Source organism: Porifericola rhodea (assembly GCF_030506305.1).
In the GTDB taxonomy this organism is placed as follows: Bacteria; Bacteroidota; Bacteroidia; order Cytophagales; family Cyclobacteriaceae; genus Catalinimonas; species Catalinimonas rhodea.
On sequence record NZ_CP119421.1, the window covers coordinates 2625863 to 2649440 of the forward strand.

General features: G+C 44.2%; 16 protein-coding genes. 8 read left to right on the forward strand and 8 right to left on the reverse strand.

Translation table 11 applies throughout. The features are described from left to right. Window positions 1-38 precede the first annotated feature (38 nt). The 5 genes from PZB74_RS10800 to PZB74_RS10820 all read right to left on the reverse strand — a co-directional run bounded on the left by PZB74_RS10800 (window position 39) and on the right by PZB74_RS10820 (window position 8814). Window positions 39-2366, reverse strand: coding sequence for a sensor histidine kinase (locus PZB74_RS10800; RefSeq protein ID WP_302242626.1), 2328 nt, complete (start codon window positions 2364-2366; stop codon window positions 39-41). Between the two features lie 144 nt (window positions 2367-2510). Then, window positions 2511-3635, reverse strand: a complete 1125-nt coding sequence (locus PZB74_RS10805; RefSeq protein ID WP_302242627.1) for an AMP-binding protein — start codon at window positions 3633-3635, stop codon at window positions 2511-2513. After that, window positions 3632-5803: an NADH-quinone oxidoreductase subunit L gene (gene nuoL / locus PZB74_RS10810; RefSeq protein ID WP_302242628.1), complete on the reverse strand. Its 2172-nt coding sequence runs from the start codon at window positions 5801-5803 to the stop codon at window positions 3632-3634. The genes PZB74_RS10805 and nuoL overlap by 4 nt, the downstream gene beginning before the upstream one ends. Window positions 5804-5913: 110 nt before the next feature. After that, window positions 5914-7116, reverse strand: coding sequence for a pyridoxal phosphate-dependent aminotransferase (locus PZB74_RS10815; protein WP_302242629.1), 1203 nt, complete (start codon window positions 7114-7116; stop codon window positions 5914-5916). Window positions 7117-7221: 105 nt separating this feature from the next. Next, window positions 7222-8814, reverse strand: coding sequence for a flavin monoamine oxidase family protein (locus PZB74_RS10820; protein WP_302242630.1), 1593 nt, complete (start codon window positions 8812-8814; stop codon window positions 7222-7224). A 300-nt stretch (window positions 8815-9114) separates the two neighbouring features. Here PZB74_RS10820 and asnB point away from each other — a divergent pair, with 300 nt between their 5' ends. Both asnB and PZB74_RS10830 read left to right on the forward strand, forming a co-directional pair. Further along, complete coding sequence (gene asnB, locus PZB74_RS10825; protein WP_302242631.1) at window positions 9115-10998, forward strand: asparagine synthase (glutamine-hydrolyzing); 1884 nt, start codon at window positions 9115-9117, stop codon at window positions 10996-10998. A 146-nt stretch (window positions 10999-11144) separates the two neighbouring features. Further along, window positions 11145-12365, forward strand: coding sequence for a glycosyltransferase family 4 protein (locus tag PZB74_RS10830; protein WP_302242632.1), 1221 nt, complete (start codon window positions 11145-11147; stop codon window positions 12363-12365). On the opposite strand, the gene gldB is transcribed toward PZB74_RS10830, so the two are convergent. Then, entirely contained in the window at window positions 12340-13332 is a 993-nt protein-coding gene (gldB, locus tag PZB74_RS10835) for a gliding motility lipoprotein GldB (protein WP_302242633.1), read from the reverse strand. The genes PZB74_RS10830 and gldB overlap by 26 nt on opposite strands. Before the next feature lie 61 nt (window positions 13333-13393). Here gldB and PZB74_RS10840 point away from each other — a divergent pair, with 61 nt between their 5' ends. Beyond that, complete coding sequence (locus PZB74_RS10840; protein ID WP_302242634.1) at window positions 13394-14029, forward strand: outer membrane beta-barrel protein; 636 nt, start codon at window positions 13394-13396, stop codon at window positions 14027-14029. Window positions 14030-14143: 114 nt separating this feature from the next. Here PZB74_RS10840 and PZB74_RS10845 read toward each other — a convergent pair whose 3' ends face one another. Continuing rightward, window positions 14144-15454, reverse strand: coding sequence for a glucuronyl esterase domain-containing protein (locus tag PZB74_RS10845; protein ID WP_302242636.1), 1311 nt, complete (start codon window positions 15452-15454; stop codon window positions 14144-14146). A gap of 563 nt (window positions 15455-16017) precedes the next feature. After that, the gene (locus tag PZB74_RS10850) at window positions 16018-18564 is read right to left on the reverse strand and encodes a M14 metallopeptidase family protein (RefSeq protein ID WP_302242637.1); all 2547 of its coding nucleotides are present in this window, start codon (window positions 18562-18564) and stop codon (window positions 16018-16020) included. Window positions 18565-18681: 117 nt separating this feature from the next. Between PZB74_RS10850 and PZB74_RS10855 the strand changes: the two genes are divergently transcribed. The 5 genes from PZB74_RS10855 to PZB74_RS10875 all read left to right on the forward strand — a co-directional run bounded on the left by PZB74_RS10855 (window position 18682) and on the right by PZB74_RS10875 (window position 23524). After that, entirely contained in the window at window positions 18682-19869 is a 1188-nt protein-coding gene (locus PZB74_RS10855) for a phosphoglycerate kinase (RefSeq protein ID WP_302242638.1), read from the forward strand. Window positions 19870-19968: 99 nt separating this feature from the next. Then, window positions 19969-21129 (forward strand): pyridoxal phosphate-dependent aminotransferase, encoded by a 1161-nt coding sequence (locus PZB74_RS10860; protein ID WP_302242639.1) that lies wholly within the window; start codon window positions 19969-19971, stop codon window positions 21127-21129. A gap of 13 nt (window positions 21130-21142) precedes the next feature. Beyond that, window positions 21143-22000 carry a prephenate dehydrogenase gene (locus tag PZB74_RS10865; RefSeq protein WP_302242640.1) on the forward strand — a complete coding sequence of 286 codons (858 nt, stop codon included), beginning with the start codon at window positions 21143-21145 and terminating at the stop codon, window positions 21998-22000. A gap of 67 nt (window positions 22001-22067) precedes the next feature. Further along, window positions 22068-23084, forward strand: a complete 1017-nt coding sequence (locus tag PZB74_RS10870; protein WP_302242641.1) for a DUF4421 family protein — start codon at window positions 22068-22070, stop codon at window positions 23082-23084. A gap of 101 nt (window positions 23085-23185) precedes the next feature. Continuing rightward, window positions 23186-23524 carry a hypothetical protein gene (locus PZB74_RS10875; protein ID WP_302242642.1) on the forward strand — a complete coding sequence of 113 codons (339 nt, stop codon included), beginning with the start codon at window positions 23186-23188 and terminating at the stop codon, window positions 23522-23524. The last annotated feature ends 54 nt before the right edge of the window (window positions 23525-23578 follow it).

The window sequence follows — 23578 nt, forward strand, 5'->3', positions numbered from 1 at the left end:
GAGCATAAGATCCAATTAATTTAGCTTTTTTGCCCACATTAGGCTAATGAAGGTAGGTTAACTTTAAACTTTGTCATTTTTCCTAGCTCAGAAGATAGCTCTACAGTACCGTTAAGTTTGTCAATTGTTTCTTTAACGATGTATAGCCCAAGCCCGCTTCCGCTTTTGCTCTGGTTAGCTCTGTAAAACATCTCGTAGATGTGTGGCTGGTGCTCTTCACTTATACCTACTCCATTATCTTCAATTTCTAAAATAGCCACCTTGTGGCTTACCTGCACATCAACAATAACATATGGATTTTCCTGATTAAGGTTAGCATATCTTAATGCATTGGAAATCAGATTTCTCAGAATAACTCTTATCCTTTTAGTATCGGAGTAGAAGTCTTCATTCTGCTGAATACGAAACATTTTTTCTATACGGGCAGTAGACTGATCGTATTGCTGCTCTTCAAAAACTTCATCTACCAACTCTTTAAAGATAATTTTGTCTTTTTGTAGGGAAAGCCTGGCGTTTCTGGACAGGTCCATAATTTCTCGGATAAAGACATCAAGTTTGAGTATGCTTTTCTCCTGTAAATCCAGATAGTGCATAACTGTACTCATATCTTCTTCCTGTCGTGCAATATTAATCAGGCCAAGCACTGAAGAGAGAGGGGCTCTAAGGTCATGGGATACGCTGTATACAAACTGGTCTAGTTCGCTATTTACCTTTTTTAGAGCTGCATTTTGTTGCAAGAGCTTCTCTTCAGATTCTTTTTGTGCGGTTATATCCTGAGAAATACCAAAGATAACAGTAGGCTCGTTGGACTTAAATCGAGAGTAGAGCATAAACTGTAGTAGCTTCCTTTTATTATTGTAAAGGCGATACGGAAACTGATCATAGAAGTCTGGGTTGCCTATATTTTCGCGGGCAATGGCAAATCTTTCCTGAAGCATTTTTGTGTCTTCTGCTGGTAAAAATTGCTCTGTAAATTCCTCAAAACTGACGATCATCTCCTGCTCGGCCTGATAGCCCAGTAAGTGCAGACCTTCAACACCAATTTTTATTTTTCCACTCTTTAAATCAAACTCCCAACTTCCTGCTTTGGCTATCTTTAGTGCATTTAGCAGGTTGTTTTCATATTCTTTAGCTTTTTCTTCAGCTTTTTTCAGGCTGGTAATATCCTGTACAAAGAGTGACACTTCTTTAACTACGCCATATGCTTCATGAATAGGATTGAAGGTAAGCTGTAAATAGCGTTCCTCATTATCTACCGTTTCAGTAATCTGCTCGCTATAGATTTGTCCTTCAAAGGCGCTCAGGAACCTTGACTGCCATGTATTTCTGGTGTGCTTAGGATATTTGGCAAGTAAGAAGTCGCCACTCTGGAGGTGGGTATTGTACACTCTTCTAAAGTAGTTTCTAAACGCTGAATTAATTACCTGAACACGCCAGTTTTTATCTACGGAAAGAATCATCTCCGATGTGTTTTCTATGACAGAACTGAGCTGGTAAGTTCGGGTAGCTACTTCTTTTTCCAGTAAAGTATTAAGCTGTTTTTGCCGATTAAATATCTCCTGTAAATCATACTGCAGAAGGTTAAGGGCTCCAAAAACATTATCAAAGTCACTGATAAAGTTATGTTCAATTTCTTTAGGCACAAAGTCACCTTCCCAGGTAATCTTTCCAATTTCTTTAAGTAGTTGCTGGGCAATATTTTTATGACTTTGGCTTAAGGCTTCATGCTTTTCGCTTAGTTGCTGGTAGGCTTTTAGCAAATCTTCATGACTGGCAGTGGTAGGGTCAAAGCTGTGCTTATTTTCTTGTTGTTGAGGGTAAGTGTTTCTTTCTTGGAGGCACAAGTTGACAGCAATATTTAATGATTTTGTAAGAGTGGCATTTTTAAGAAACTCAGGGCTAAGTGCAGAGTAAAGCTTAAAAATTGTATTACCAAAACCAGACATCACATAAAAGCTTTGCTGCCAGTAGTGGAAGAGCGCGGCATTCACATTTTCGTAAGCTTTGCGGGCAGAAAGCGAAAAAGTGGTAATATGCGAAAGGTCAAGTATCTGATATAAAGGTTGAGATTGATCTGCGGCCGCTGCTATAACTTTCATTCTTTCAAACACTTCGGCTACATCTTTCTTCTTCACTTCCCCTTTTACCCAATACAAAATAATGTTGCCATTAATAAGAAAACCCAGGAAAGCATACTTTTCGGCAATATAATGCCACTCTTTATGCGTATGTATTTCAGGAGCTGAACTACAGGAGTTGCAAATAGAATTTTTTATGCTCTCAATATCGGCTACTATAGATGATAAATCAAAACCTTTACTAATACGAAGGTTAGTTTTCAGGGCAGTCTTTCTATCAAAATCCATAGGGTTGGAGGGTCAGTCTATCATAGCAGGTAGTAGTACCTGCCACTTTATGCTTAAGCAATTCTATTTAGGAATTTAACTTTTTTTCAATCCTTAGCAAATGAACAAGCAAAATTGTGGCTAAATGTACGCCGAAATTTAATGCTAAAGCCTTTTTAAACGAGCAAGCGTAGAGGCTCTTTGTACTTTTCCGGTAGGTGTACTGCTAAATTCTGCGACGTAAAATACTTCTTTTGGAATTTGGTAAGGATGTAAATTTTCTCTCATCCACTTATACAGGCTTTCGGTTTGTGGCTTGCTTAGTGGCGTTTTTCTCTGAAGAATAAGACAGAGCTTTTCGCCAAGTTTTTCATCAGGCATAGGGGCGACAAAGTATTGCTCAGCAAAACCCTGTTCATAAATTATTGGCTGAAGGCGTGCCTCCAACTGCTCAGCATAGATTTTTACTCCTCCGCTATTTATGACATGATCTGCCCTGCCCAACCAGCGAAAATGTTGCTTATCAAGCAGTTCAACAATATCATTAGTTTGAATCCACTGTTTCTGACTAACCGTTCCCCTAATAGAAAGGCAGTGGCGTTCGTCTTGCCTTACCTCTACGCCTGGTAGCAGGCGAAAGGTATCGCTGGCATACTCGCCATTTAGCCGCTTAAGAGCAATGTGAGAGACTGTTTCAGTCATTCCATAAGTACTGTATACTGGCGCGCTTAAATGTTGCTGTATGCGTTGCTCCAACTGAAAACTAACCGCGGCCCCTCCTACAATGATAGCTCTCATCAGGTTAAGTTTTTTGAGTAAATTCTGGTTTTCGGTTTCCAGCATATGGTTTAGCTGTAGGGGAACCAGAGCGCAAAAATCAATAGGTGTTTGTATGCTTGCCAGAGGCATAGATGAGGGGGGAACAATGACGAGGTGGATTCCTATCTCTAATCCACGAACCAACATCATTTTTCCGGCAATATACTCAGTATTGAGGCAAACTAATGCTGTATCTCCCGGCTGTAAACTAAGAGCATGGGCAGTAGCATGGGCACTGGCTGTCATCTGCTCTCGGGTAATCAGAATTTCTTTGGGAGTTCCGGTGGAGCCAGAAGTGTGAATTCTAAACTCTTTTTGTCCGTTTAACCACTTCTGGCAAAACTCCAGGCTCTGTTGTGCATAGCTTGAAAGCTTATCATAATTATTCAGTTCTGCTACTGAGTCAACTTTTTTTAGCGCCTCACTAGTAAAGTGGTAATTACCAATACTAAGCTTTATTCCATGCGTCATAAGATCAGATAGTAGATAAAAGCAATGAATGCTAACAAGCTTACGATAAAGTAAGTCTGAATTTTACCCTGCTGTGCCGGGCGGGCTAGCCAGCCAATGAAAACAGCAATTTTGGAAAATAACGTTACTATGCCATCAATAATATAGCGATCAAACCAGCTTAGCAGATGCGCTAAAACCACCTGAGCTACGCCCATAAGATCAACCAATCCATTAACCACTTTCTGGTCAAAGTGATGTACTAACGTACTAAAGTGAATGCTTGGGGTAATGATTATATTTCTATACAGATAATCCAGATACCAGTTGTGAAATGAGATGGCGGCCAGGCCTTTTCCCTGACTGGCGTTGGCATAAGCGTTGACAAACTTACCCTTTGGGCGATAGAGCAAGAAAGCCAGTCCTATTCCAAAGATTACCAGCCCAAGTGCCAGTAATGAAGCAAATCCGTGCCAGTCGTCCTTTAGCGAAATAATTTCTACCAGATAGTTATAGTCTCCAGGAACAGCAGTAATAGGTACCAGCAAATTCTGAGTTAGCCAGCTCGCTCCTCCATCCAAAGGGTTGAGTGAATACACGAAGCTAATAGAAAATACGGATAGTATAATTAAGGGTATCAGCATAAGGCTGGGTGACTCTTTTATAAACTGCTGAGCACCATGCAGGCTAGTATGTTTTTTTGCTGCTCTAAACTCTCCAAAAAACACCAGTAAAATTTGTCGGCCCATGTACAGGGCTGTTAAAAAAGTGGTGAAAAATGCTAAAGCAGGCACAATATAATAGAAGCTGAAAGAGGCAGTAGCGATTTTGTCTGTCCAGGCAAGGGTGCCGGCTAGTATAGCGTCTTTAGACAAAAAGCCTGAAAATAATGGTACACCTGCCAGTGCTAAAGATGCAATAAGGTATGCGGCAAATGTATAGGGCAATTGTTTGCGAAGGCCTCCCATAGTTCGCATATCCTGTGGGTCGTAAGTATGATCATGACCATGGTGCTCTACCGCATGTAAAGCATGAATAACAGAACCAGCTGCTAAAAACAGGCAGGCTTTAAAGGCAGCATGGGTTACCAGGTGAAAAAGGGAGGCATCATAAGCGCCTATGCCCATGCCCATTACCATATAGCCTAGCTGTGAGATGGTAGAAAATGCCAGAACCCGTTTGATGTCGTGTTGGCTTAATGCAGCAACGGCGGCCATAAATGCAGTAATAGCGCCTACAAAAGCGATAACTGTAAGTGCTGTTCCATCAAGTAATACATATACTCTGGCTAGCAGATACACTCCAGCGGCAACCATAGTAGCTGCATGAATAAGTGCAGAGGCAGGTGTAGGGCCCTGCATGGCATCTGGCAACCAGGTCTTTAGAGGAAATTGTGCCGATTTTCCGACGGTGCCGCAGAATAGTCCAATACCAGCCAGGGTGAGCCAGTGTGCCGGAGCTGAGTTTTCAAAAATTTGTCCCCCAATGCGGAAGTAACTCAGCCAGTAGCCATCTTTAGTGAGTACGGATTGCTGCATCAAATGCTCCAGTACTTTAAGATCTAATGTACCAAACTGCGACCACAGAATCATGATACCGACCAGAAAACCTGCATCCCCAATACGGTTCATGATAAATGCTTTGCTACCTGCCTGAAGGGCGGCGGGACGCTCGTTCCAGAAACTAATAAGCGCATAAGAAGATACCCCTACCAGCTCCCAGAATACGAAAATAAGAAGCAGATTATCCATGAGTACTACGCCTAGCATAGCAAATGTGAAAAGACCAAGATATGCGAAATAGCGTGTGTAGTGCTTTTCTCCTCGCATATATTCTATAGAATACAGATGCACCAGTAAAGAAACGACCGTCACTACCAGCATCATCAGAGCCGCTACTTTGTCTATTAGCAAGCCAAGAGTAAAGGGGTAGCGGAAGCTTTCTGTAGACAGCTGAAACCAGACTGCTCTGGCATGTATTGTATCGCCAAACCATACCTGGCTAAAAATAATGGCAGAAGCCACGGCGGCACTTAACTGTATACCGGTACCCAGCCATGCCCAGGTTTCCCTACCCCTACCAAAAGAGATCAGGAGTAAAAAGCTTAAAAAAGGCAACATCATCACCAGTAAAGCCAGAATGCTGCCGGTGCTTAGTGCTAAGGGTTGTGATAGTGATGCGTAGTCCAAAGTACTTCAGGTTTGGCACAAAAGTAAAGGCTAGGCAGATAAATAAAAAGCCCGCCTGAAACCAGACGAGCTTTTTTGCACCAGTATGTTAGACTGATATGAAGAAGATCTTATGAAATCTCGTTAAAGGCTTCTGCAAAGTATTCCATATCCTGCATGGTGCCTATACTTACTCTGCACCATTCCTGATTACTGAAACTCCAACTTCTTACCCCAACACCTCTTTTCATCATCTCACTTCTGAAGCGGTTGCTATCTAATCGTACCGGAAAAAGTACAAAGTTTGTGTCTGAAGGGATGTACTCATAACCAGCATTTTCCAAAGTTTTATAAAGAAACTGCTTAGACTTTTCGTTCATTTCTTTGGCATAAGCGTGGTACTCTTTGTCTTTATACGTTTCTATAGCAGCAGCTATGGAGGGTGAAGAAATATTACCATCTCCATTCGTGTACTTAGACATTTCTGCAATAACATCGGGCTGAGCAAGGGTATATCCTATTCTCAGACCAGCAAAAGCATGCAATTTAGAGAAGGTACGGGTTACAATCACATTGTAGCCTTCAGCTACCAGATCAGCCATAGAATATTTCTCAGGGTCTGGAGTATAGTCAATATAGGCCTCATCAATAAAAATAGGTTTCTTCTTTGATACTTCTTTACAAAAAGCTCTAAGCTCATCAGGGTCTACAGAGGTACCGGTAGGATTGTTAGGGTTACAAATATATACCATGCTGTGCTCCTCAGAAACAGCATCAGCCAGGGCATTGAGATCATGCTTATAATCTTTTGTAAGTGGTACTGTATCCCACTCAGCGCCTACATTCTGTGCTGAACGTATCAATGACATATAGGTAGGGTCTGCTGAAAGGATGCGACCTCCATTTTGTCCGTACACTATAGAAGCAGCCATAAGCAACTCGGTAGAACCTGCACCCAATAAAACTTGAGTGTAGCGTTTTCCCCTGCCTCTTTCTTCAACCTCTGTAAGCTTATAGTCCTGGGCAAGTAGCTCTGCAAATTCTGCTTTCTTTTCAAACCCATATCTAAAGCTTCCGTCAATTTCACCAATGAGGGCCTCTCTTGCTTTTTTGCAGGGCCCAAATGGGTTTTCGTTGGCCAGAAGACGGGCTTTTAATTGTGGGCGGGCCATAACCATTTCTCCTACCTGCTCCTTGGGCATAGCATAAAGTTGCGCGGCTATGGCATTGGCAGCTTCAGCAGTGTTCCACTTAAGGGCAGGGGCTAAGCCCAGACCTCCGGCAAGCATTGCACTAGATTTAAGCCAGTTTCTTCTATTCATTGATGTTGACATAGCGGATAGCGTTTGGTTGAAAGGTGTTAATAAATATACGTAAAAATTAAAATAACAATTATATATTTTGATTAATTTTGTTTATTCAGAATAAAATTTTACAAGTTATTGCTTAATAGAGTGTTGTACCTGACCTTCAGTAACTCTTGCATGAATGTTAGCCACAGTGCGGCGAGCTGATTCAAAAGCTCCTGCCATCCACGCCGTATGATAGGTAGTATGTTCTCCTGCCAGATAGATATTTCCGTCTGCTTTGAGCAAGTCTGGGTAAAAGCGCTGGCGACTGGCTTCGTTATACTCTGCCCATCCTCCTTTGCTATAAGGTATTTTATGCCATGCCAGGGAGAAAGAATTTTCAAATTCTTTGGCGTACTGAGGATGTAGCTTGCTACCTTCTTCCAGAGCAAGCTTTTCTCTTTCTTTCAGGCTGAGCTTGCCCGTATACTCTGCTTTCTCACTAAAATTATAAAAGCCTTTAAGCACCCCTTTCTGTCCCAGATAGTTGTAGTTGGGGTACATAATCTGTGTAATAGTAGTATTAGTTCGCGAAAGCCCGCCAAAGATGTTTTCGTCTTCTTCCCAGAAACGACGCTTAAACTGTAAACCAATTTTGCAGGCTTTCTTATAATCTACAAAGTCACAAGCACGTTGTACGTTAGATGAAAGGTCATTCTTAATATTGGAGAGTACCGGAAGGGGTATGGTGCAGATACAATAGTCACCTTTGAGCTCTTTTGTTTTACCTCCGGCGGTATATACGATGCGAACCCCATTTTCTTCTTTTCTAATCTCCTGTACGATACTCTCGTACTGTATATCCTGCTTTACCTTTTCTGCCAGGGCGTAGGGTAGTCTGTCCATGCCTCCTACTGGCTCAAAAAGTGTCATTTGCAGATCGTGAGTATAAACAGGTAAGTTAGACATGGCGGGGTCTATAAATCCAGACTTTATCAAGTCCATCAGTTCGTAAGCGTCGGCAGCAACTCCAGGCTGTTCACCAGCACCAGGAGCTTCTTTGTAGCCTCTTCTGCTACCTCCCTTATAAAGCAAGTCGTCTGGGTCCAGATCACCCTCAACGCGCAAAAACTCTATCAGCTTGGCCTTATCCTCCTGTGTCATAGGCATATCCAAGGCATCCTGATTGATAGCTTTATTAAGTAGTTCGCAGATATAACCCTGCATGTCATACTTCACCTCCCGGATGCGGATAGGCTTGTTAGATAATGGGCCTTTGCCCTCGCTATAGAGGTAGGCATTCTCATTTACATTATTAAAAATCTGTAAGGGAATACCCATTTCGCGGCAGTAGTGCATAGTAATCTCATGGTGGTGAGGTATTCTTGCTGCCCCTGCGTTGAGGTACTGCCCCTCATCAAATTTGCAGGATTGTGCTTCTCCTCCTTCTTCTGTTTCTTCTGTCCCCCCTCTAACTGTCCATACACGTCCGCCAGGTCGGTTTCTGGCTTCCAGTATGGTACAGTCGTAGCCTAATTTGTTCATTTCGTAGGCGGATGTCATACCGGCCAGGCCTGCTCCCAGAATAATTACTTTAGTGCCATTGGCTCTGCCTTCCAGTTGGAAGGGATAGTTAGGCGCCTTAGGAATCATACCCATAGCAACCATAGCAGGGTAAGTGGAGCCAGCCAGAACAGAAAGGCGGTTTAAAAAAGTACGTCGGCTAATAGTAGATTTTTGCATAGGCAGTGGTTAGGCATGGTACTAATGGTAGACTTTATCTTTTGAGTAATTTTGCCAGCAGTAAGTCAGAAGAAATAAATTATTGATATACTCTTTAGTTTCAGTAAAAGTAATTGATAATAATCATTAATTCAAAATAAAATATTTAATTAAATAATTTTAAAAGTTATTTATATGGTACCTGTGGGTTTTTGCAGAATGATGAGAATATTCGTTTTCATTATGTATTTGTTAATTAATTTCGCATGCCAGGCATAGGTCTGACCTTAACACCTACCTTGCGTAGCGTAAATCGTAGATATGTGTGGTATTCATTTGATCATAGATAAAAAACAGCGGCTGGAGCGGGAGCAACCCAATGCTTTAAAGGAAATGTTAAACGCGACTGAGCAACGAGGGCCAGATGCGCGTTCTTCTTTTAGTTTTTCTTGGCGCAAAGGAATGCTGCACCTGGGTAGTAACCGGCTGAAAATTATAGATCCTGATGCGCGGGCCAATCAGCCCATGCAAAGCTCAGACAAGAGGTATGTTCTTAGCTTTAATGGTGCTATCTACAACTATTTTGATTTAAGAAATGAGCTACTGGCTCAGGGAGTACAGTTTAGTACCCAGTCAGATACCGAAGTGCTATTGCATTTGCTCATCAGATATGGTGTGCAGGCCCTCAACCGCCTCAATGGTATGTTTGCCCTGGTGTTTTATGACAGTCATGAGCAGAAGGTATTGCTTGCTCGCGACCGATTTGGCATGAAGCCTCTGTATTATGCCCAAAACGATAATTATATACTGGCATCCTCCTCAGCCAGAGCCATTGCGGATAGTGAGTGTATAAGCAAAAAATTAAACGAGATGGCTTTGCAACAGTACCTGAGCTTTGGTTATGCTAATGCACCCATTACCTTTTTTCAGGGCATATATCAGCTCAAAGCAGGACATTATATGCTGATAGAAGGAGTGACTGAACTGCAATCCCAGGCCTTTACGCCAGTGCTAAAGCGGGGAGAAAATAATACAACTCCCAAAGAAGTATTGTCACAAACAGAAGAGCTGTTGAGCAATGCGGTGCTCAACCATTTGCAGGCAGATGTACCTATAGCGCTTATGCTGAGCGGAGGGGTAGACTCTACCTTACTTCTAAGCCTGATCAAATCTTTGGGAGCGCACCCCGTGCCTACTTTTTCTGTCATCAATACCAAGCAGGAAGCCTCATTTGGTACTGAAGATTATATTTATGCCAGGCAGGCAGCGGCTAAGTACGGTACCCAACATTATGAGTTGCAGTTGGAAAGCCCTATGCTCAACGATCATCATGAGGCGTTTCTGGCTTCTATAGATCAGCCTGTTGGAGATAGTGCAGCTTTTATGACTTACCTTATTTCCGCAGAAATAAAAAAGGTGGCTGGTGTAGCATTAAGTGGGGCAGGTGCCGATGAGTTATTTGGAGGCTACAACCGCCATCAGGCTTTTGCACAATACCTCCAAAATTACCAGGCTTTCAAGCGGTTTCATCCTTTATTAAAGTCCGGGGCGGGCCTCCTGCCTACTGCCTTTGCACATCCTTTCCGCAAGCAGTTCCGCCTACTCAAAAAACTAGGAAACAGCTTGCATGCCGACCCCGCGCGTACCTTCATTAATTTTATCAGCCAGGAGAGGCTAGCTGGAAACAGAGAGACAGATCATAACTTTGCTCCTGCTATTAACGTAGAGCAGGCTTTTGATGAAGGCTGGCTGGGAGCTGCTTTGGAGCATGACCTACAGCATTATCTGGCTTCAGATGTGCTTTCTGTATCCGACCAAATGAGTATGGCTCAAAGCCTGGAGATGAGAATGCCTTTTCTGGATGTGCCTCTCTCCAATTATGTGCGTAGCCTGCCTGCCACCTACCGTATGCAGCAGGGTAAAAAATGGATACTTAAAAGTCTGCTCAATCAGGAGGGTGGTAAAGTGTTTACCCAGAGAAAAAAAGAAGGTTTTGGCTTACCCATCAGCTATTGGTTTAGAGAAGAAAAGCAGGCGCGCCTGCTGGACAGCCTGCTCCCTCATAAACAGCTCATTTATGAATATATAGACTATAATTTGGTGCAATCGTTAAGGCAGGCACACCTAAGCAGCAAGAAAGATTATGGCTCCGAACTATGGAATATATGGATATTAGCTTCGTGGCTAAAACTAAATTTCCCTTAGAGAACTTTTTGCATCATTTTGGGTTTGAGTCTTTTAACTTTTGTAAGTAGAATAACAAGCAGTTGTCTCGACTTTAAGTAATATTCACCGTATTTTGCGGCTATGGCTGTGAATTTTTAGCAGCCACATTCGCGCTCATTGCTGATATGCACATACTATACATACATCAGTATTTCAAAACTCCTGAAGAGGGAGGAGCTATACGCTCTTACTACCTGGCCAAAGGCATGGCAGATGCCGGTCATAGGGTAGACCTTATTACCTCACATGCGGAGAAGGTATACAAAAAAGAATTTATTGATGGCATACAGGTGCATTACCTCCCCGTTAACTACGATCAGCACTTTAGCTTTCTTCAAAGGGTAAAAGCCTTTTTGCGTTTTGTCCTGATGGCCTGCACCAAAGCCAGTGAGTTAGGAAAGTTTGACATCAGTTATGTTTCTTCTACTCCTCTTACTACCGGCCTGATAGGGCTTTACCTCAAATGTCGATACGGTGTGCCTTATGTCTTTGAGGTGCGAGACCTCTGGCCTGAAGCTCCTGTGCAGATGAACATCATCCGCAAGAGCTGGCTCAGGTACCAGCTTTACAGCCTGGAAAAAAGGATTTATCAGCAGGCAAAAGCCATCGTTGCCCTCTCTCCCGGAAGCCAGGAATATATCTCTGCTCTGGTACCCTACCGTAAGGTACTGCTTATCCCTAATATGTCGGACTGTAGCTTTTTCAGGAAGGCAGAAAAACATGCCTATCATGAGCAGCAATTTGATGTTGTAGGTAAATTTGTAGTCAGCTACTTTGGCGCTGTGGGTAAGGTCAATCGTTTAGACTACCTGCTGGATGCTGCCGAAGCCAGTAAAAACAAGCTATTGCACGAGGTGGTGTTTCTCATTGCCGGGCAGGGTAGCGAACTGGACAAATTGCAGGCAGAAGCAGCGCAACGGGGTCTGGATAATGTTCGTTTTGTGCCTTACCACAACAAGTACGGCCTGCTTTCTTTGCTCAATGTGACAGATGCAGCCTATATCAGTTTTGCCGACCTGCCGGTACTTCAGCATTGCAGTCCTAATAAGCTTTTTGACGCGCTGGCCGCCGGAAAGCTCTCTATCGTAAACGTACAGGGCTGGATGCGCGATATGCTGGAAGCTCACCAGTGTGGTTTTTATACCAATCCTCATCAGCCGGAAGACTTTGTGCAGAAAATCGTGCGTTTTATTAATGAGCCGGGCTTGCTGGAAATGTACCAGAACAACGCCCGTCAACTGGCAGAGGCTGAATTTAGCCGCGAGCTACAAATAAAAAAGCTCCTCAACCTGATAGAAGAGGAGCAGAGCCAGGCAGAAGTTAAGGCTTATACTTTGAGCCTGTAAAAATCTCCTGTGCGTTGCCTGATCGCATCAGTTCATTAATACTGGCACCGGTATTATCTGCATACTGCTCTACGATCTGCCAGCCCAGCCACCTTCCTATTCTTCCCGGAATCTTGGCATTGATTTCTGCTACGCTGGGGCGCTCACCCACATAGCGGGGCTTAATAATATGACTGGTTTCGTATAGTAACTCTTTATTGATAAAGTGCGACCAAATCAGCTTATCGTTCTCTGTGGCAACGGACAGCTCCTCCGCTGTATAGCCTGTCAGCACCGTATCGGAGAGGCAGGGGAGCATTTTCTGCGTAAAGTAATAGCTTTTGCCGTAGTAGATCATTTCGGCTAGTAGCGTATTATCATCTATTTCGGTAGCATTCCACTTGTTAGATAGCAACATCACACAGTTAGGCACAATATATTCGGGGCGGTAGCGATTGATAATATAGTCATAGACACGAGGACGAAAGCGTGCGTCTTCTCCCAGAAAATGTTCAATACTGATTACGATGAGTTCATCGCTTACAAAAAGGTCGGCACCTACCGTACCTAAAGCACTAAAGGCTGCATATATTTTAGGAGGCGTAAAATCCGGATAATAATGTTTAATATGGCGGAAGGCGTTTTCAAATTCGGTCTCCAGGCTTTCCAGATCAGGAAATGTCTCCTGCGTTTGCTGGTAAAGGGTGTCTATGTAGGGGTCGGTGACAATCATATGCAGCTGATTGACGAGGATAGAGTCGTGCGGAAACTCCTCTGCCCGGTAAAAACGGTCGCTCAGCATAGGGTATTTGTCCAGAAAGGCAGAAAGCTCTTCTTTATGGCTTAGGGAAAACATCTCCTGATCCAGGCGCTCTATGCTTACTTCCATAGGAATAGAGGAAACATCGGGCCCATCTTGACAAGAATCTCCGCCGCAGGCAAACAATAACGTACAAAAAAGATATAATATAATATGTATAAACTTCATCAAGCTTAATTTTGACTCCCTGGAACAGGTTGATAACGAAAAAAGCAAAACTATCATTTTTATGAAGAAGAAAAACTCAATATTTTTAGCACTCTTACTCACCGTATTAGCAGGGCCAGCCTGGTCGCAGGTAGAACTTGGTTTGCAGCTTTCTCCCTCCCTGTCTTTTAACCGTTTGGATGATGACGACGCCAGTGTAGATCTCTCTACTGACGGAGTAGGTGGCCGTATTGTAGCCGGACTCATCGGAGATATTTATATTCAGGAGAATTACTACTTCAGTACGGGTCTTTTCTTTGTACCTAAGCGCGTAGGTATACAGGATGCTACCAATGACATAGATGAGGCTTACCGCCTGCACTACTTACAGGTACCACTCTCTTTAAAACTGTTTACCAATGAGGTGGCACTGGATATGAGGGTGTATTTTCAGGTAGGCCTTACCGCGGACATTAAAATACTGGAAGATAATCTGTCCGACGAGGTACGGTACATAGAAGATTTTCGCGCAGTAGACTCCAATGTGCTACTGTCATCTGGTTTGGAGTACCGCATGGGGTATAGCACCACATTATACGGTGGGCTGAGCTATCGCCGCGGACTGGTCAATGTAGTAAAGAACCAGTACGAGCCTAATGTAGGAGATATCATTATCAAGAATGACCTGCTCAGCCTGGATCTGGGTGTGAAATTCTAAGCGCTATTTAGTAAAAAGCAATAGCTAAACTTACACCAGCCCGACTTCTGCTGCTAGCAGAGGCCGGGCTCTTTTTTAAGGATCAGTGCCAGTAGCAAAGAGCGTATGTACTTACTAATGGCCTGCTGCCGGAGTATTTTTTAGATGCATATCCGCAAAATCTAGGTATTGCTCCCAGTCATAGGCCTTAAGGTCGTGCCCCTCTGTACGGATATGGTAGCCGATGGTGCCCATGACAGGTCGGTTTACTACCGGAATCTGCTCGGCAGGCAGACCTATTTTGCCCAGCAGTCTGTACACTTCTGTAGCGTATTTTGCGCTTAAAAACTCTCCTTTGGGGTCGGCCCAGAGGTCTTCCGCAGCGCTGGCCACATAAACCGGACGAGGTGCCATAAGGCTAATGAGCATGTGCTGGTCTACCGGAAGCTTTTCTTCCTGATTATTGTACTGCACAAAATTATCAGCAAACCAATGCGGAAAGCTGGTATTGATACGGGCTACAGTTTCACCAAATTTTCGTCGGGAGAGGGCGGCCCCTCCGCAGCCGGAGTCGTTGGAGATAGTAATGGCAAAGCGCTCATCGGTAGCGCCTGCCCAAAGTGCTGCCTTACCCAGACGAGAGTGCCCTATTACCGCTACTTTTTGCGCGTCTATAGCCTCATCTGTTTGCAGGTAGTCCAGCGCACGTGAGAGTCCCCAGGCCCAGGCAGCTATGCTACCCCATTCATCTTCGGCAGGTTTTTCCTGTCCATTTTGGTAAAACAAAGGATGTACGCCATTCTTAAAACCATCATCATAGTCAGGGTCTATATCCCCATAGTAGATATTGATGAGAGCATAGCCACGATCAATAATGCGCTCTACGGGCCAGCGGTGTACCCTCACTCCGCGCGATCCCTCATCGGCACGATGATTACTGATCTGGAACTTCTCACTATTATTTACCCAGCTTTCGCTGATACTGATGTGAGGGTCAGGGTGTATGCTATGGTTACCGTAGAAGTTAAGGCCTAAAAAAGCAGGTGCCGGGCCAGTTACTTCATTAGGAATAAACATAAGCAGGCTCATGGCGTGGGTGCCTTGCTCATTGCTAAAGCTTACTTTTACTTCTTTAAGCGTAGCTTTACCATCCAGAGCATCTGAGTAGGTAGCAGTTTCTTCAAAATCTATTTGTAGTGGGCTGTCGGGCACCTTGCCATAGACTTGCCGGGTAAAACTTTCTAAAATTTCGGGGCGGCGAAGCTGCGTCCACTCACGAGCCGTAGTAATTTTATCTCCCTGCTCAGATAATAATAATTCTGGCAGCTGAAAATCGGGTACCCGGGCCTCATCATAATTGTATTGGGCCTGGTCGGACTGGGCAGTTAAGGGCACACTCATAAGCAGAAAGGGTAGTAAATAGAAGTAGTGTAGTAATTGTCTCATAGTTTGTGTTGTAGTAGGCCTATGAAGATAAGAAAAAGAGCAGAGAATTGATAAATAAGCTATTTTATGCGTACTGCATAAGCACAGGGCTGATGTATATAGGTTAAGCGAAATGCACCTGGCATCTGTAAGCTGCTATGCTGTTGGGTAAGGGGATAAGTTTGGTAAAAGCTTGATTTTAGAGCTTGGTAGATGCAGCTATTGTTTTGTGCACTCAATTTTGAGTCTCGGCAAAGACTGCACAAGAGTTGAGCATTCAATCCTGAGAGTATTTAATCAGTGCACGGGCTTGTGCACTCAATTTTGAGTCTCGGCAAAGACTGCACAGCAGTTGAGCATTCAAACCTGAGGGTATTTAATCAGTGCACGAGTTTGTGCACACAATCCTGAGTATCAGTAAAGGCTGCGCTAAAAACAGTGAAGAGGGGCTATGCTTTCTGGGCTTTGCTCTATGAGTGTTAGAAGAGTAAATACAGATGGTAGGCAACAGTTCGGGAAGCAGGCAAAGAAGAAAAACAAAAAAAGCCGATACACGATGGAAGTGTACCGGCCTTGTGATCTTATTAACGCATCACTTTTCCGAAGAAGATGCTATTGAGGAAGAGTTTGTTAGTGCCATACCAGAAGGCACGAAAATTTGGGTTATCGGTGAGGGCAATTACTACGCCCTGTCCGTAGGAGGCAATGCCCACACCCGCCGTGCCTCTGAGCTGCTCCTCTTTCTCCTCAGAAATATATCCCGCACGTAGTGGCTGCTCTGTATACATCAGTGGATTGGCATAAGGGTTATTGGCTCGTTCCATAAAAAGCGAATGGTCTCTAAATAGGCTGATGTCTTCTTTATTCATACCATAAGCGATGGGGTGGCTAAGGTCAACTGTTGCGCTAAAAATAGATCCGCCAATTACCTGAGCGCCCCGGTGCTTATCGCGGTCGGCAAAAGCTCGCTGGGGCAGACTGTCCTTCTCTGCTGACTTATATTTAAAGCCGCCAATACCATTATCAGACAGCCATTTACCGGCATCTTTAATAGCTACTACCTTATTTCCCTGCTGTATCCATAATTTAAGCTTGCTCTTGCCACTTTCATTGATGTCATTATATGAGCCATCTACCATAATAAGGGTGTTATAGCGATTGAGGTTGCTACGGTTAAAGCGCTCGGCAGACATCATGGTGATAGGCATATGCATGCGCTGATCCAGCAGGTGCCAGGCTTCTCCGGCCTCATAGCTACTAACGCCACCCTCTATTAGCATAATAATTTCGGGTTTTTCCAGTGTCTCGTAGGTGCGGCTTCCCAAACTAACGCCACTGCTGCTCATCCCTGTGTTGGCGGCATATACATTAATGCCATCCTCTTTGGTAATAGTCTGCATCAGTTCATAGATAGCCTCAGCATCCATATCCTTCTGTATGCTAATGGGTACCAGAATAGTACCGTAGTCAAAACGCCTTCCGCTTTTATGAGTAAATGCTTCAGTAGAGATTTTCAGGTTAAGTCCGGCTTCTTGCAGGCGGTAAATAGCCCGGTGCGCATAGTACTCGTCTACTTCAAAGAGGTAAGCATACTCACTACGTCCACCTACCAGCTCGCCCTGAGGAAATTGCGGCTGCTCTACCTCTTTGCCCAGGCTAAGCTGTCGGCTGTTTAGTTCAGCAAAAGGTAAGTTGTATGCCAGCGGAAATGTCCAGGCCGATACATCATAGAAGAGGCTGTCGTTAAAGCTGGTGCGCCTTTCAAAAAGCGCTTTGATGAGTCGGTACTGCGCCTGATTGGTAGGCACAAGGTAGCTGCTTTCCGGCTCAAAGCTGTGCCCGTTGGCATTAATGCGCTGCGCCGGACGGTACATTTGTATCTGATGTCTTTTAAGCACCTCAGCCATATGATAAGTAGTGGCCGCATCGGCTTCGCTACCAAATACGAAGGCTTTAATAGGGTCTTGTGCCGCCAGTTCCAAAGCTTCGGGGTAAAAATCTACCTGATGCTGTAGCAGCTCGTTCTTTAGGGCTAAAGCTCCTTTGAGTGTAGAGAAGCTTGCACTTACCTGGTTACGAATGGTGAAAGGGAAGGTGAGCAGGCCATTGTCGGTTTCCTGGGCATGGCTGCGCGAGCTAGCCTGCTCAAAGAGAATGCCCACTGCCCCGTTTACATCCGGATAGGTAGAACCTTTGCCGTAGTAAAAATCATCGTAGCTTTCTTTGGTATAATAGAATGAGCCAATAGCATCCAGGCCTTCGGCATGGTAATCGCCTAGGGCTTCGGTAAGGCGGAAGGTATTTTCCGGCGTCAGCGGGTTGTTACGAGAAGGAATACCCGGCTGAAAGAAGAAAGTAGCATTGCTCCCCATTTCATGATGGTCAGTAACGATATTGGGCTTCCACTCATGAAACTTTTCCAGGCGTCCTCTGGATTCTGGGTGCTGTTGCAGTAGCCAGTCGCGGTTTAGGTCAAACCAGTAATGGTTAGTACGTCCGCGAGGCCAGTGTTCGTTCTGTTCTATATTATTAGGGTCGGTACTCAAATACTCGGCACGGCGGGTATTGGCCCAGGTTGCGAAGCGATTAATGCCATCAGGGTTTATAAAGGGGTCCATCAGTACTACCGTATTCTCCAGCATCTCTTCTACCTCGCTACCCTGCGCTGCCGCCAGATGGTAGGCTACAAGAGGGGCCGCGTTAGTACCACTGGGCTCGTTACCATGTACGCTATAGCCTAGCCAAACCACTACCGGCTGCTCATCTACACTCACACTAGCCGAAGCCTCTGGATTGCTTAGCTGTACATGTCTGCTTTTGACCTCTTCTATATTGTTCTGGTTGTTTTCCGAAGTGATCGTAAGCAGGAAGAGGGGTCTTTTTTCGTAAGTTTGAGCGTACTCCACTAGTGTGACGCGAGGAGAGGCTTCGGCCAGCGCCCGGTAGTAGTTCATAAGCAGTGTATGCTCGGCATGGCGCTCCCCGATCTGAAAACCTAAAACTGATTCGGGAGTAGGTACATCGGAACGGTAAGAAGCACCCTCCGGTAAGTAATATTGCAGATCTGGCTGTTGGGCGGACAAAAGCCCAGGTAAAAAAATACTGAGCACTAATAGTAGACGGTAGGTCATGACAAAGGGTAGGTTAGTATTTTTGATGTTTTTGTAACGAATAATAGCGAACAATATAATAAGCTTTAAATTTGCGTGGAAAGCATTATAGATCATTTTTTAAAAATCTATTACACTATGAAAACCATCGACGACATCAATTTTTCTGGCAAGAGGGCTCTGGTAAGAGTGGATTTTAACGTTCCGCTAGACAAAAATTATAAGATTACTGACGACAACCGTATGCAGGCCGCAGTGCCTACGCTCAAAAAAATATTGAAAGACGGAGGCTCAGCTGTACTTATGTCTCACCTGGGGCGTCCTAAAGAAGGGCCGGAGGAGAAATTTTCACTCAAGCACCTGGTAGATCATCTTTCCAGCCTGCTGGAGGGTGCCAAAGTACAGTTTGCTAACGACTGCGTGGGTGCTGAAGCAGAAGAGAAAGCTGCCGCACTACAAGCTGGCGAAGTGCTATTGCTGGAAAACACCAGATTTCATAAAGAAGAAAGCAAAGGCGATGAAGAGCTGGCAAAGCAGATGGCCAAACTGGGCGATGTCTATGTTAATGATGCTTTTGGCTCGGCTCACCGTGCTCACTCATCTACCACTACCGTTGCTCAGTTCTTCGACGAGAAGGCAGCAGGCTACTTACTAAAAGCAGAGATTGACAATGCGGATACGGTACTGGAAAGTGGTGAAAAGCCTTTTACCGCTATTATGGGTGGAGCAAAAATTTCTGACAAAATACAGATCATTGAGCGCCTGCTGGATAAAGTAAATCACCTGATCATCGGCGGTGGTATGAGTTACACCTTCTTTAAAGCTATGGGCGGAGAGATTGGTAACTCGCTGGTAGAAGAAGATAAGCTGGACCTGGCCAATGAGCTGATCCGCAAAGCAAAAGATAAGGGCGTAGAGCTACACCTACCCATTGACTCTATTGTTACCCAAAAGATAGAAGAAGGTGCTGAGACCAGAGTAGCTAACAACCACGCTATTCAGTCAGGCTGGATGGGCGTAGACATTGGGCCTGAGGCAAGTGAGGTATTCTCTAAGACAGTAGAAAACTCTAAAATTATTCTCTGGAACGGCCCTATGGGAATCTTTGAAATCCCTGATTTTGCTGAAGGAACCAAAGCGATAGCCGATGCAGTAGTAAAAGCTACAGAAAAAGGCGCTTTCTCACTCATTGGTGGAGGAGATTCTGCGGCTGCGGTAAACACTTTAGGCTATGGCGATAAAGTTTCTTATGTGTCTACCGGCGGAGGAGCTTTGCTGGAGTATATGGAAGGCAAAGAGCTTCCTGGTGTAAAAGCATTGGGTTAATCTTAAGCTCTGCCTTTTACTGGCACAAGACTTTTTAAGAATAAGGCTTGGAAGGACAATGACCTTTCAAGTCTTTTTTTCATCAATCCGGCTCACAACATGATCATATCTACAGCACGTCGCTTACAAAACGTCAAAGAATACTACTTTTCTACGAAGCTTCAGGAGATCCGCCGTATGAGAGAGGATGGTTTAGATGTAATTAATATGGGGATTGGCAGCCCAGACCTCGCCCCTTCCGAAGCTACCATTGATGCGCTTTATCAGTCTGCCCGGCAGGCAGATCATCATGGCTACCAGCCCTATCAGGGGATAGCGGAACTACGCCAGGCCATAGCAGATTGGTACTCAAAAACTTATGGGGTGTCCCTAGACCCAAATGGAGAGGTGCTGCCACTTATGGGTTCTAAAGAGGGTATTACTCATGTGTCATTCACCTTTTTAGATGCTGGCGACGAGGTGTTGGTGCCCGAACTGGGTTACCCTGCTTATACTTCGGTAACGCATATGGCAGAAGCCAAAGTCAGGAGCTACCCCCTGCGCGAAGCTGACTGGCAGCCTAATCTGGAAGCCATGAGAAAAGAAGATTATAGCCGGGTAAAACTGATGTGGCTTAACTATCCGCACATGCCTACCGGAACCCCAGCGGATGCTGAGGTATTATCGGAGCTTATTGCCCTGGCCAGAGAGAAGCAGTTTCTTATCTGTCATGATAATCCTTATAGCCTGGTGCTAAACAGGAAGCAACCTCTGAGTATATTATCCCTGCCGGGAGCTAAGGAGGTATGTATAGAGTTTAACTCACTCAGTAAATCGCATAACATGGCGGGCTGGCGAGTAGGCTGGCTTAGCGGAGCAAAGTCATACCTCTCTGAGATTCTAAAGATCAAAAGCAATATAGACTCTGGTATGTTTCGTGGCATACAGGATGCTGCCATAGCGGCACTGCAAAACTCAGAAGCATGGCATCAGGAGCGTAACGCGATATATGCAGAGCGTAGAAAGCTTGTTTTTAAGCTACTGGATATGCTGGAGTGTAGCTATTATAAAGAGCAGGAAGGCATGTTTGTCTGGGCTAAAATTCCTGATAAGGAAAGCTCTTCTGAAAAATTTATAGATCGCATTTTATATAATTGTCATGTTTTTTTAACCCCTGGTTTTATATTTGGGCAGAAAGGCGATAGGTACATACGTGTGTCTTTATGTAATCAGAATAATATTTTGATTGAATCGCTTAATAGGGTTAAAAATTTTGTTTAAGTAAATAATAATTATGAACATCTGCATTGTTGGTTTAGGCTTACTGGGTGGGTCTACAGCATTAGGACTAAAGGCAAAAGATAGTAGCTACCGCATTATAGGGGTAGACAACGATCGTGAGCATGCCGCTCAGGCCTTAGTAGGAGAAATAGCCGATAAAATTATGTCTCTGGAAGAAGCGGTACAGCATGCAGATGTCGTAATTCTTGCTACTCCGGTCAACGTAATTATTAAGCAGTTGCCAGAGGTGCTGGATATGGTAGGGCGCAATGTAGTAGTCACCGACCTGGGTTCTACCAAAGAGCAGATTTGTGCTACAGTTCGTGATCATCCTAAGCGTGGACAGTATGTTGCGGCACACCCCATTGCTGGTACTGAGCGCTCCGGACCAGGGGCTGCTTTTCCTGAACTTCTTCTTGGTAAGCAAATGATATTATGTGAGCGCGATCGCTCAGACATTGAAGCTCTGGAAATAGTAGAAAATCTTTTTAAGCTAAAACTGAATATGCGGGTAAGCTATATGGAGGCAGCTGCCCATGACCGACATATCGCCTACGTATCTCACCTCAGCCATATTAGCTCCTTTGCCCTGAGTACCACAGTGCTGGATAAAGAAAAAGACGAGCTAAGTATTTTTGAAATGGCAGGTAGCGGCTTCTCCTCTACCGTAAGGCTGGCTAAAAGTTCAGCACAGATGTGGGTGCCTATTTTCTCTCAAAATACCAAAAATATTTCTTCTGCTCTGGGTAGCTACATCAAGAATCTACAGCGTTTTAAAGATATTATTGATGCGCAGGATGAAGAAGGAGCCAGTGCAGAAATTACTCGTGCTAACGACATCATCAGAGTACTGTCGGGTATCGAGAAATAAATACAGCAGGCTGGTATGCGAAATCTAACATTTTGCCCGTATTATTGCTTTCTTAAGCAAAAGACATTTGAATAAGCTATTTTTTACAGGACTTATCTGTGCTATAATTTTATTTTTTGGTACTCCCTTAAAAACTTATGCACAGCAGAATGCATTTGTAGATGTTTTTCAGGACACTATGAATGTGAAAATGCTGGTTACTAACCGGGGTTTGTTTACCGCCCTGCGCCAACTGGAAAGTGACGAGTCACTTAAATTTGCACCTAACAATCGTAGTTACCTGGGTGTAGGAGGTTATGTTTGGGACCTGGGTTTTCAGTTTCATTTTCCGCTACCTATTACCTGGTTTTTTGACAGGGCACGTACTACCGAAAGCAGAATTACTGATGTGCAGGCAACGCTTTACCGCAAAAAATGGCTGGTAGAAGGGGTGTTTCAATGGTATCGTAACCTCTACCTGAGCGATGACCAAAGCCTGGATAACCTTGCAGAAGGTATACAGGAAGGCAACATTCGGGCAAGGCGAATTATGGTAGGCGCTTCTCATTTATTTACTGGAGAGCAGGTATCGGTTAAAGCTCCTTTTAATCGTAACCTGAGGCAGGTACAAAGTGCGGGTTCTTTTATGCTTACCGGAGGCTTTTCTTCCATAGAACTGGAAGGAGAAGAGTCTGTAATACCACTGGGAGCTAGAGAGCGCTTTGCCAATGATACCAGCCTCACTGAAATTAGTGCCATCTCTGTATTTGCCCGTCCTGGCTATGCGTATAACTTTGTTTACAATAAATTTTTCTTCCACCTGTCAGGTTCGTTGGGGCTGGCCTTGCAATACAAAATCTATAAGGATGAAGAGGGCAGACATACCAATTGGGGAGTAGCGCCCAATTACAACGTAAAAGGGGCTACTGGTTTCGATAACGGAAAATATTTTGCAGGCGTATCTTCGGTATTTACTTTTGGTTCGGTGCAGGTAGACCAGATTCGCCTGCTGGAAACCTCACGAAACCTTCAGCTATTTGTTGGCTACCGGTTTGCCGAACCTCAATGGCTTAGAGACTTGAAACCCGGCTTCCTCAACTGGTAAGCAAAAGTACTGATTATCGAAAACATTGTTTGTTGGCGTAGGTTGATATATAAACGGCCAGGTTGATGCCACCGTAATTTTTTCACCTAAAAAGTAGCGTAATGAATACACAGGATATGAAAGAATACATGTCGCCCTTAACTGCTAAAATCAATGACTTAAGCAAAAAGGGTTTTGTAACACAGTTTAAGTTTGAAAACGGAGCGCTTAAAGACCGAACTTCAGACAAAAACTATCAGGCTCAGGAGCTTGCGATTATAGAGGAGTATCGTTTTGAAGGAGAAAGTAATCCGGATGATATGTCAATACTCTACGCGCTGGAAGCAAAAGATGGCACCAAAGGAATTGTTGTAGACGCCTACGGAACTTATTCTGACGAAGATTTAGGAGAGTTTATGAAACGCGTGAAAGAGAAAGGCAAACTGGAAGGCGTTAACTAATAAGATAGTGAGTACAATATAAATAGAAAAAAGACCTGCATACTTTGCAGGTTT

Excerpts from the sequence above, each read along its gene's own strand:
- PZB74_RS10800 (WP_302242626.1), bottom strand. The coding sequence starts at position 2,366 with ATGGATTTTGATAGAAAGACTGCCCTGAAAACTAACCTTCGTATTAGT.
- PZB74_RS10805 (WP_302242627.1), bottom strand. The coding sequence starts at position 3,635 with ATGACGCATGGAATAAAGCTTAGTATTGGTAATTACCACTTTACTAGT.
- PZB74_RS10815 (WP_302242629.1), bottom strand. The coding sequence starts at position 7,116 with ATGTCAACATCAATGAATAGAAGAAACTGGCTTAAATCTAGTGCAATG.
- PZB74_RS10820 (WP_302242630.1), bottom strand. The coding sequence starts at position 8,814 with ATGCAAAAATCTACTATTAGCCGACGTACTTTTTTAAACCGCCTTTCT.
- asnB (WP_302242631.1), top strand. The coding sequence starts at position 9,115 with ATGTGTGGTATTCATTTGATCATAGATAAAAAACAGCGGCTGGAGCGG.
- PZB74_RS10830 (WP_302242632.1), top strand. The coding sequence starts at position 11,145 with ATGCACATACTATACATACATCAGTATTTCAAAACTCCTGAAGAGGGA.
- gldB (WP_302242633.1), bottom strand. The coding sequence starts at position 13,332 with ATGAAGTTTATACATATTATATTATATCTTTTTTGTACGTTATTGTTT.
- PZB74_RS10840 (WP_302242634.1), top strand. The coding sequence starts at position 13,394 with ATGAAGAAGAAAAACTCAATATTTTTAGCACTCTTACTCACCGTATTA.
- PZB74_RS10845 (WP_302242636.1), bottom strand. The coding sequence starts at position 15,454 with ATGAGACAATTACTACACTACTTCTATTTACTACCCTTTCTGCTTATG.
- PZB74_RS10850 (WP_302242637.1), bottom strand. The coding sequence starts at position 18,564 with ATGACCTACCGTCTACTATTAGTGCTCAGTATTTTTTTACCTGGGCTT.
- PZB74_RS10855 (WP_302242638.1), top strand. The coding sequence starts at position 18,682 with ATGAAAACCATCGACGACATCAATTTTTCTGGCAAGAGGGCTCTGGTA.
- PZB74_RS10860 (WP_302242639.1), top strand. The coding sequence starts at position 19,969 with ATGATCATATCTACAGCACGTCGCTTACAAAACGTCAAAGAATACTAC.
- PZB74_RS10865 (WP_302242640.1), top strand. The coding sequence starts at position 21,143 with ATGAACATCTGCATTGTTGGTTTAGGCTTACTGGGTGGGTCTACAGCA.
- PZB74_RS10875 (WP_302242642.1), top strand. The coding sequence starts at position 23,186 with ATGAATACACAGGATATGAAAGAATACATGTCGCCCTTAACTGCTAAA.